The organism is Ramlibacter sp. (assembly GCF_013697775.1).
Taxonomy (GTDB): Bacteria; Pseudomonadota; Gammaproteobacteria; order Burkholderiales; family Burkholderiaceae_C; genus Ramlibacter.
Genome location: NZ_JACCWG010000242.1, coordinates 1 through 9,399 on the forward strand (window position 1 = coordinate 1; position 9,399 = coordinate 9,399).

Consider the following 9,399-nt stretch of genomic DNA (forward strand, 5'->3'; position numbering starts at 1 on the left):
AGCTCCTGCTGCGTCTGCCCATCCAGCTCAATCGACTTGGCGACCCGCATGGCATCACACCCCCTTGGCCATCGGAGTATGCCTTCGAGCGAAAGTTCAACTAATTCGCGCGCACTACACTAGTAGCGTTGCTCGCGCGGCTCAAGGCGGGGGATGAGGTGGTGGTGTACAAGCTGGATCGGCTTGGGCGCAGCCTTCAGGACTTGCTTGCGCTCTTGGACAAGATCACGGCTGCCGGCGCTGTCTTTCGAAGTTTGACGGAGCCGGTTGATACGCGCACGCCAGCCGGGAAGTTGATGTATTCCATTCTGGGTGCTGTCGCGGAGTTTGAGCGCTCGATTATTCGTGAGCGCTCCATCGCTGGCCAGGTAGCTGCGATCAAGCGCGGTACCGTGGTTGGTGGACGGCCGCACAAGCTCTCAGCAGTTGAGAAGCGGAAGGTTAAGAGGCTTTATGAGCGCGGCGGCGTGAGCCTTGTCGAACTAGGGGACATGTACGGTGTTTCTCACACGACGATCCGTCGCGCCATTTACGGCGATGAGCGGGACCGAATGAAGGTGTTGTGGGCTTACCTTTGAACCTCGGGGAAGACGTGGGTTCGATTCCCATCGCCCGCTCCACTCACTTCTCTCAAGCGCTCGGCGGCGCCAGCCGCTTCTTCGGCACCGCCTTCGCCTTCGCCCCCATTGCCTCCTCCGCCACCGCCGGCTTGCCGCCTGAGCGTCTCCACGTCCGGGATGTTGTTGAACCGGACCACGCTGTACCCGGCGGACTTCAGCATCGCGTCGCGGGCGTTGTCCTCTCGGCCCCGCTCGGCGTGGCTGGCGTCGTCGATCTCGATGATCGCCAGCACGGCGAACGAGCGGTCGGTGAGCACGAAGTCCGCCCGCTTCTGTGTGTAGTGCAGCGCGCTCGTGCCCTTGCCTGCCTTGAGCAGCGCACCGAAACCGAATTGCGTGAACACCACGTGCTCCGGCTCCGGAAACGCCTCCTTGATGCGCCAGAACATCGACTGCTCGCGCTCCGTCAACAGGCGCGCTTTGTGGAAGATCTTTGGTTTTGACTTTCCATCCCGGTTGCCCACCAGTCGCTTGACGATTGCCAGGAAGATGATCCCCAGCACCAGCGCAATGAACGGCAGCAGCAGTGATTTCAAGTCAGTTCTCCCCGTCAACCCTCGACTGTACCGACACGCGTACGCTGACCTGCCGCTCTTCCTCCCTCCCCAAAACGCAAAAGCCCGGCGCCATCACAGCGCCGGGCTTCATCGAGCCTGATTAACTAAATCAGCCCGTCCGCTTACATCCGCGGGTCGCCATTCTGGTTGACCGGAATGGTGCGGCCCGGGTCGGCGCTTGTCTGCACGCGGTGCTGCACGCCGCGGTAGTCGTAGGTCACGTCCCAGTAGGTCGGCACGGTGCTGGCCACGTTTTCGCAGCGGCGCACGTCCTGCGTGCTGGGGTAGTTGCCGTCGCTGCGGCCGACCTGGGAGCCCACCGCCGCGCCGGCGACTGCGCCGCCCACGGTGGCAATGTCCTTGCCGGTGCCGCCGCCCACCTGGTGGCCGAGCACGCCGCCCAGCAGGCCGCCGACGATGGCGCCGCCCACATTGGCGCCGCCGCTGCTGCGCGCCGGCTGGCTGACCTGCTGGCGTTCGACCCAGCAGCGCTCGTTGGGGGCGCCGACCACGGCGCGGGCCGAGGTCACCTGCGCCTCGTACACGCGCTCGTTGGCACGGCGGCGGTAGTCGTAGTTCGGGCTGGCCACCGGCTCGGGCGCTTCATTGCTGAAGCGGCCGTTGCCGTTCACCGGGCGCACCGAGGAGATGCGGTCTTCCAGGCCCAGGCCGGCCAGCGATTCGTAGCTGCCGCGGCGCAGCACCACGCAGCGGCCGCGGAAACCCGCGTCTTCGCACACTTCCCAGCGGCCGCGTTCCACCACCACCGAAGAGGCGCGGTCGTTGAAGCCGTTGCGGGCGAAGTTAGGCACCGTGTTGTTGGTGGTGAAGGCGCGGCCGCGGTAGCCCTCGCCTTCGTAGAAGGTGACCTGGGCGCTGGCATGTCCCGCCAGCACCAGCAGGGATGCCGCCAGGAGGGTCTTGCAGTGGGTGTTCATCGTCATGCCTTGCTCACTTCAGGCGCATGTCGTTGCCGACCGAGCTGACGCCGCTCACGCCCTGGGCCACCTGCACGGCACGGTCGATGGCTGCGCGCGAGCTGACGAAGCCGCTGAGCTGCACGCGGCCCTTGAAGGTTTCCACGTTGATCTCGGTGGACTTGAGCATCGGGTCGTTGAAGATCGCGGCCTTCACCTTTGTGGTGATGGCGGTGTCGTCCATGTACTGGCCGGTGCTTTCGTGCTTGGCGGTGGAGGCGCATCCGGCCAGGGCGCCGATAGCGATGGCTGCGAACAGAATGCTGGTGCGTGCGAATTGTGTCATTGGAGCCTTTGCTCAAAAGAGGGAGCGGTGGATCCGCCCTGTTCTCGTTCTGGTGGCGCATCGTGGCTTGTTCAGCTACAAACACCTGTAAGGTCGCTGCCCGTCTTCGTCAATGGCCGAGCGCGACTCTGCGTAGGACAAGCGCCTGAGAACGGTGTGTTAAAAGCAGGGTCCGGCTCGCAAGCCACCACGGAGCGGCCATGACCACCCTTTCCAGTTTCATCACAAGCAACATGGAAGCCATCGTGGCGGAGTGGTACAGCTTCGCCACCACGATGGAGCCCGCTGCTTCCACCATGAGCGCGGTGGCGCTGCGCGACCATGCCAAGGCCATCCTCCTGGCCATCGCCAAGGATCTGGAGTCCAGCCAGACGCCGCTGGCGCAATCGGAAAAGTCCAAGGGCCTGGCGCCACCGCTGTCCACGCGCGAAACCGCCGCCGCCACCCACGGCGCGTTGCGCCAGATGAGCGGGTTCGACCTGAACCAGTTGGGCGCCGAGTACCGCGCCCTGCGCGCCAGCGTGATCCGGCTGTGGACGCAGCAGCTGCCGGCCGCCGCCGACGCCCGCGTGTTCGAAGAGATGATCCGCTTCAACGAGGCCGTGGACCAGGCGGTGGCGGAATCCACATCCCGCTATTCGGCCGAGCTGGAGCTGTCACGCGACACCTTCATGGCGATCCTGGCGCACGACCTGCGCAGCCCGCTGAGCTCCATCAGCATGCTGAGCCACCTGATGGAGCGCACCGCCACCACCGACGGGGTGCGCAAGCAGGCCGGCCAGATCCAGCGCAGCGCCAAGGAAATGGCCGGCATGATCCACGATCTGCTGGACTACACCCGCACGCAGCTGGGCAAGGGGATGCCGGTGGCGCCCAAGGCCTGCTCGCTCACCGTGCTGTGCCGCGACCTGGTGGAAGAAGTGCAGTCCGCCCACCCGCAGCGGCAGCTGGTGGCCGACGTGCCCGACGGCCTGGCCGCGATGGTGGACGACTCGCGCCTGCGCCAGGCGCTGTCGAACCTGCTGAACAATGCCGTGCAGCACGGCGACCCGACTGGGCCGATCAGCCTGGCCGCGCGCGTGGCCGGCGAGGAGGTCACGCTGCAGGTGCGCAACTTCGGCGAGCCGATCCCGCCGGAATCGCTTCAGGTCATCTTCGATCCCCTGGTGCAGCTGTCGCCGGGCTCGGTCGCCAAGCTGAAGGTGCCGTCCACCAACCTGGGACTGGGCCTGTTCATCGCCCGCGAGGTGGCGCTGGGCCACAAGGGCACGCTGGAGGTGGCCTCCGACAGCGAGAACGGCACCGTGTTCACGATGCGGCTGCCGCTGCACCGGCCGGCGTAACCGGCTCGCCGCGCGCGCCGAACCACTCCAGCACCTCGTAGCGCGCCGGCTTGCCGGCCGACGGCGTCACCGACCACACCAGCGCGAATTCGCGCGCCGGCCAGGCAATCGGCTCGGTCCTGGCGGGCGCATGCGCGCCTGCGGCGTTGCGCCCCAATGTCACGTGCGGCTTGTAGCCGCGCAGCTCCGGCTCCAGCCCGGCGTCGACCACCGCGTGCGCGATGCGCGCGTGCAGCGCGCGCAGGCCGTTGTTCTGCGCCGGCCGCAGCACGGCCACCTGGTTGGGCCAGAGTTCCGGGCCGAGCAGGTCGAGCTCCAGGGGATGCATCGGCACCTCGCGCAACGCCTGGCGCAGCAGCTGCTCGGTCGCCAGGCTGACCTCGCCGATGAAGTACAGCGTGAGGTGGTAGCGGGCGAAGGGCACCAGCTTGGCATCGTCGGGCCAGTCCCAGGTGCCGCAGTGGCGCTGCAGCTGCGCCTGCAGGGCGCGGTCGGGCATCAGGGCGATGAAGAGCCGTTTCGGGGGAGGTAGCAGAGGCATGGCGGCAGTGTCCTTGTTCTGTCTTGAATAGCTGGGTGTTTTGTGTCAGTGAAAGTCGCGACTGTTGCCGAGTGCGGCATCCAGGCGTCCGAGCAGGGGTGTCAGGTCGCGCAGGCGCTCGGCCACCAGGTGGCAAACCCGGCCGCCGCTGTCCACGTCGCGCTGCCAGGTGCCCCACACGGCCAGCAGGCGCGAACGCAGCAGCGCGTCGCGCTGCGCCTCGCGCACGTGCCGCCAGACGATGACGTTGACCGGCCCGGTCTCGTCTTCCAGGGTGACGAAGATCGTGCCCTTGGCCGTCTGCGGCTGCTGGCGCACGGTGACGATGCCGCAGGCGGCCGTGCGCCGGCCGTGCGGAAGGGCGGCCAGCTCATCCGCATTCAGCAGCTGCATGCGCGCCAGCTTCGGGCGCAGCAGCGCCAGCGGATGCCGGCGCAGGGTCAGGCCGAGCGAGGCGTAGTCAAAGACGATTTCCTCGCCTTCCCTGGCCGCCGGCAGTTCCAGCGGCGCCTCGTCGATCGGCGCGTTGCGCAGCAGGGCCGGCGCGCGCCGCTGCGCGGTCGCCTCCCAGACCTGCTGGCGGCGGTGGCCGGCCAGCGATTGCAAGGCGTCGCCGGCGGCCAGTGCCTTCAGGTCGCGGGTGTCCAGCTGCGCGCGCAGGGCCATGTCCTCGACATTGGCGAACGGCGCGTCGGCGCGCGCGGTGGGAATGCGCTGGCCGGCTTCGGTGTTCAGGCCGCCGACCACGCGCAGGCCGAGGCGGACCGCCGGCCGGGAATTGGGGACATCGCCCGATAAATTGGTGTCTGACCCCAATTGTTTCTCCAGGGTGCAGTCCCAGTCGCTGTGCGACACGTCGGGCGGCAGCACCTGCACGCCGTGGCGAACTGCGTCCTGGATCAGCTGGGCCGGCGGATAGAAGCCCATGGGCTGCGAATTGAGCATCGCGGCCAGGAAGCATTCGGGCTCGTGGCATTTCAGCCAGCTGCTCTTGTAGGCCAGCAAGGCGAAGCTGTAGGCGTGGCTTTCCGGGAAACCGTATTCGCCGAAGCCCTTGATCTGCTCGAAGATGCGCTGGGCGAATTCCAGCTTGTAGCCTTTGCGCAGCATGCCGCCGATCAGCTTGTCCTGGTGCCTCTCGACGCCGCCCTTGCGCTTCCACGCGGCCATGGCACGGCGCAGGCCATCGGCTTCGGCGGCGCTGTAGCCGGCGGCGAGCATGGAAATCTGCATCACCTGCTCCTGGAAGATCGGGATGCCCAAGGTGCGCTTGAGCGCTTCGCGCAGCCGCGGCGGCTTGTCTTCCGGCTCGCCTTGCGCGCGCTCGTACTCGATCGCCTTCTCCCGGGCTTCCTCGTCCTCTCCAGCCTTCTCCAGCCGTTCGCGCGCCTTCAGGTACGGATGCACCATGCCGCCGGAGATCGGCCCCGGCCGCACGATCGCCACTTCCACCACCAGGTCGTAGAACTCCTTGGGCTTCAGGCGCGGCAGCATGGACATCTGCGCGCGGCTTTCGATCTGGAACACGCCCACGGTGTCGGCGCGCTGGATCATCTCGTAGGTTGTCGCGTCGTCGTTCGGGATGTCGCGCAGGTTCCACGGCGCACCGCCGCGCAGCGCATCGCGCAAATGCAGGCAGCGGCGCAGCGCCGTGAGCATGCCCAGCGCCAGCACGTCCACCTTCATCAGCCCCATGTCTTCCAGGTCGTCCTTGTCCCACTGGATGACCGAGCGGTTCTTCATGCTGGCGTTCTCCACCGGCACCAGCCGCGTGAGCTGCGTCTGCGTGAGCACGAAGCCGCCCACGTGCTGGCTCAGGTGCCGCGGAAATCCCATCAGGCTCCCCGCCAGTTCCAGCCATTGGTGCGCCTGCAGCTCGGTGATGGCGGTGCCGCTCTGCTCGGCCATCAGGCCCAGGCGCTGCGCCGCGAGCTTTTCCTCGAACCAGTAGTGGTCCCTGGCAAAGGCGTCGATCAGGGCTTCGGGAATGTCCAGCGCCTTGCCCACGTCGCGGATGGCGCTGCGCGTGCGGTAGCCGATCACCACCGCGGCGATGGCCGAGCGCGTGCGGCCGTACTTTTCGTAGATGTACTGGATGACCTCTTCGCGCCGCTCGTGCTCGAAGTCCACGTCGATGTCGGGCGGCTCGCCCCGGCGCTCCTCGCTGATGAAGCGCTCCAGCAGCGGCTCCGATTCCACCGGGTCCATCGCGGTGACACCCAGGCAGTAGCACACCACCGAGTTGGCCGCCGAGCCGCGGCCCTGGCACAGGATCTTCCGCTCCTCCGCTTCACGCACGATGTCGCGCACCGTGAGAAAGAACATCTCGTAGTTGCACTTCGCGATGAGATCGAGCTCTTTTTCCAGCAGGCGGTGCACCTTGTCCGGAATGCCTTGCGGGTAGCGGCGCGCGGCGCCTTCGTAGGTGAGGTGGCGCAGGCCCTCGGTCGGCGTCATGCCTTCGGGCACCGCTTCCTGCGGGTAGTCGTACCGGATGGACTTGAGGTCGAACGTGCAGCGCTCCATCACTTCCACGGTGGCGGCCAGCAGCTCGGGCGGATAGGTGGCGGCCAGGCGCGCGCGGTGGCGCAGGTGCCGCTCGGCGTTGGCCTGCAGCGCGAAGCCGCAGTCGGCCACGCGCTTGCCTTCGCGCACCGCGGTGATCACGTCCTGCAGCGGCTTGCGCGAGCGCGCGTGCATGTGCACGTCGCCCGCGGCCACCAGCGGCACGCCGGTGCGCGCGGAGGCCTCGCGCAGCATGGCGAACCACAGGTCGTCGTCCAGCTGGTGCGGCAGCTCCACCGCCAGCCACAGGTGCGCGCCGAACAATTCCTTCAGGTGCGCGAGCCGCGCGCACAGCGCCTGCAGCCCGGCGTCATCCGCCATCTGCGCGCGCTTGGGCGCGACCAGGATCTCGCAGCCCTGTTGCAGCAAAGCGAAGTCGCTGATGTCCCAGCCCACGCGGTAGTCGCCCTTGGCGGTGTGGGCGTCGGTGCGCGCGGCCGTGATGAATTCGCACAGGCCGCCCCAGCCGTGCAGATCGCGCGCCAGCGCCACCAGGCGCAGCGCGCCGAAATCGAATTCGCTGCCGAACAGCAGCGTGAAGGGGCGCAGGCGCTGGACGCCGGGCTCCATCTGCTGCAGTTTTTCGATGAAGCCCTTGTAGTCGTTCCACCCCGACCAGGCGCGCACCACGCCGGCCACCGAGCATTCGTCGGTGATGGCCAGCGCCGCGTAGCCCAGGTTGTAGGCGCGGCGCACCAGTTCCTGCGGATGCGAGGCACCGCGCTGGAAGCTGAAGTTGCTGATGCAGTGCAGCTCCGCATAGCGCGGCAAGGTGGCCGCCACGGTGGACAGGACAGGGGGAATGTCCCTGTCCTCGTTGAGCACGGGGCCGGACTTGACGTGGATCTCAGGCATACAGCCCCTGCAGGTACCAGCGGTCCTTGCGCTCTTCTTCGGGACTGCCCTCGTCCTTCAGCGCCCGCTCGCGGTAGATCCAGACCAGGCCGGCGTCGTCGTTGCGCGCGATGAAGTAGTCGCGCAGCGCCGGGCCGCCCTCTTCCCACCAGGCGGTTTCCACGCGGTACAGGCGCGTGAGCAGGCGCAGCCGGCCCATGTAACAGGGAGAGTCGCCCTGGATGGGGAGAAGCTGGGGCTGGGGCAGCAGCCAGGGGGGATAGATTGCGTCGCCCGGGGTGCTTTCTTTTCCCGGAGCCGCCCCACGCGCGCTCACCCACGCCTGCATCTTCTCCGGCCGATGCTCTTCGCACAGCAGGGGCACCAGCACGTTGCCCGCGCCCAGCCGCGCGCTCAGCCGCTCGATGAACTGGTGCAGCTTTTCGCCGGGCCGGTTGTCTTCCGGCAACAGGCTGGTGGTGCGGCCGCCCCAGGGCACCGTGTCCAGTGAACGCAGGCGCAAGTGGTTGGCCGGCGCGCCGAGCGACACGCGCGCCAGTTGCTCGTTGACCAGCCGGCGCAGGTGCGCCATTTCCTGCGTGGGTTGCGCGGTGCGCACCTCCAGCCGCTCGGTCGGCGGCAGCGGCTTGCCGTCCAGGCGGCGCAGGTCCAGCGTCCACTCCAGCTCGAACGCCAGCACGCCGCGGTTGCGCGCCTGCAGCCACACCTGCAGCTGCGACAGCAGCCGCTGGCCGGTCCACATCAGCTCGGGCGCGCTGGTGGCCAATGCCGGCAGTTCCAGCTTCACGTCGAAGGATTCGGGCAGTTCGATCCACCCATAGCGCTCGGGCCGCTCGCCATAGGCGCAGTCCAGCGCCGGCAGCAGCACCGGGCCGAAGCGCCGCGCCAGTCCACCGCGCGGCAGCGCGCGCAGATCGCCCCAGGTGCGGCAGCCGATGCGCTCCAGCATGGGCAGGGGCTCGCGCGCGGCATCGAACACGTCCAGCGGCAGGCCGTCGGGCACAGCGCTCGGTGCCGCTTCGCCGCGCAGCTTCAGGCGCAGCAAGGCCAGCGCCACCAGCGCCGTGCCGCCGGCCGCCCAGGCCGGGGCCGCCAGCACCTCGCCCGTTTTGAACAGCTGCCGGACCAGGCGCCTGCGCCCGCCCCACAGCTTCTCGCTGGCCTGCACCTCCAGCAGCAGCGCGCCTTCCGCCCACGCCACCCGGGGCGTGAACTGCAAGGCGCGCCAGCCCCAGGCGGTGCGCTCGTCGTCATGCGATGGCTGCAGTGCGATCCAGTACATGCGATCGGTCCTTGGGCAAGGGTTGGAGGGGCGCGGACTTGCCGTTCCTGCGCGATTCGAGCAGGGCCGCCAGGCGCGGCGGATGCGCCGGCAGCGCCAGCGGCGTGTCCAGCGGCGGGCCGCGGCGCTTCAGGATGCGCACCCGCATGGCATCGGTGCCGTCCACCTGCAGCCGCAGCCGCGCCGGCGAGGAATCGTTTTTGGCCTGCAGGGCGCGAAAGACGAACAGCAGGCGCGACTGCTGCTGCGCCGCGATGTGCAGCCGGCGCAGCTCGGGCCCGCGCGCCTGCGGCAGCCAGGCCATGACGGCCGCCACGTCGGCGCAGCGCAGCGCCTGTTCGGCCGCCCACAGCCGTGCCTGCGGCCTGGCGGC

Annotated in this window: 7 protein-coding genes and 2 pseudogenes; 2 read left to right on the plus strand and 7 right to left on the minus strand. The window is 68.3% G+C overall.

Annotated features, from left to right (window positions below; all coding sequences use genetic code 11):
- Window positions 1–122: 122 nt before the first annotated feature.
- Window positions 123–578 (plus strand): annotated as a pseudogene (locus H0U68_RS11970) (recombinase family protein); the annotation flags it as partial.
- Here the strand turns inward: H0U68_RS11970 and H0U68_RS11975 are convergent.
- The 3 genes from H0U68_RS11975 to H0U68_RS11985 form a co-directional block, all read right to left on the minus strand.
- Window positions 569–1,156, minus strand: coding sequence for a DUF2726 domain-containing protein (locus tag H0U68_RS11975; RefSeq protein ID WP_296355838.1), 588 nt, complete (start codon window positions 1,154–1,156; stop codon window positions 569–571). The pseudogene H0U68_RS11970 and the gene H0U68_RS11975 sit on opposite strands and share 10 nt — an antisense overlap.
- A gap of 143 nt (window positions 1,157–1,299) precedes the next feature.
- Entirely contained in the window at window positions 1,300–2,121 is an 822-nt protein-coding gene (locus H0U68_RS11980) for a beta/gamma crystallin-related protein (protein ID WP_296355841.1), read from the minus strand.
- A 7-nt stretch (window positions 2,122–2,128) separates the two neighbouring features.
- On the minus strand, window positions 2,129–2,440 hold the full coding sequence (locus H0U68_RS11985) for a BON domain-containing protein (protein WP_296355843.1): 312 nt from the start codon (window positions 2,438–2,440) through the stop codon (window positions 2,129–2,131).
- 200 nt (window positions 2,441–2,640) lie between these two features.
- Here H0U68_RS11985 and H0U68_RS11990 point away from each other — a divergent pair, with 200 nt between their 5' ends.
- Complete coding sequence (locus H0U68_RS11990) at window positions 2,641–3,783, plus strand: sensor histidine kinase (protein ID WP_296355845.1); 1,143 nt, start codon at window positions 2,641–2,643, stop codon at window positions 3,781–3,783.
- Here H0U68_RS11990 and thpR read toward each other — a convergent pair.
- The 4 genes and pseudogenes from thpR to H0U68_RS12010 form a co-directional block, all read right to left on the minus strand.
- Window positions 3,749–4,324, minus strand: coding sequence for an RNA 2',3'-cyclic phosphodiesterase (thpR, locus tag H0U68_RS11995; protein WP_296355847.1), 576 nt, complete (start codon window positions 4,322–4,324; stop codon window positions 3,749–3,751). The genes H0U68_RS11990 and thpR overlap by 35 nt on opposite strands.
- A 45-nt stretch (window positions 4,325–4,369) precedes the next feature.
- Entirely contained in the window at window positions 4,370–7,744 is a 3,375-nt protein-coding gene (locus H0U68_RS12000; protein ID WP_296355849.1) for an error-prone DNA polymerase, read from the minus strand.
- Entirely contained in the window at window positions 7,737–9,026 is a 1,290-nt protein-coding gene (locus H0U68_RS12005) for a DNA polymerase Y family protein (RefSeq protein ID WP_296355851.1), read from the minus strand. The genes H0U68_RS12000 and H0U68_RS12005 overlap by 8 nt, the downstream gene beginning before the upstream one ends.
- A pseudogene (locus tag H0U68_RS12010) lies at window positions 8,995–9,399 on the minus strand (hypothetical protein); the annotation flags it as partial. The gene H0U68_RS12005 and the pseudogene H0U68_RS12010, both read right to left, overlap by 32 nt.

Excerpts from the sequence above, each read along its gene's own strand:
- H0U68_RS12000 (WP_296355849.1), bottom strand. The coding sequence starts at position 7,744 with ATGCCTGAGATCCACGTCAAGTCCGGCCCCGTGCTCAACGAGGACAGG.
- H0U68_RS11980 (WP_296355841.1), bottom strand. The coding sequence starts at position 2,121 with ATGACGATGAACACCCACTGCAAGACCCTCCTGGCGGCATCCCTGCTG.
- H0U68_RS11985 (WP_296355843.1), bottom strand. The coding sequence starts at position 2,440 with ATGACACAATTCGCACGCACCAGCATTCTGTTCGCAGCCATCGCTATC.
- H0U68_RS11990 (WP_296355845.1), top strand. The coding sequence starts at position 2,641 with ATGACCACCCTTTCCAGTTTCATCACAAGCAACATGGAAGCCATCGTG.
- H0U68_RS12005 (WP_296355851.1), bottom strand. The coding sequence starts at position 9,026 with ATGTACTGGATCGCACTGCAGCCATCGCATGACGACGAGCGCACCGCC.
- thpR (WP_296355847.1), bottom strand. The coding sequence starts at position 4,324 with ATGCCTCTGCTACCTCCCCCGAAACGGCTCTTCATCGCCCTGATGCCC.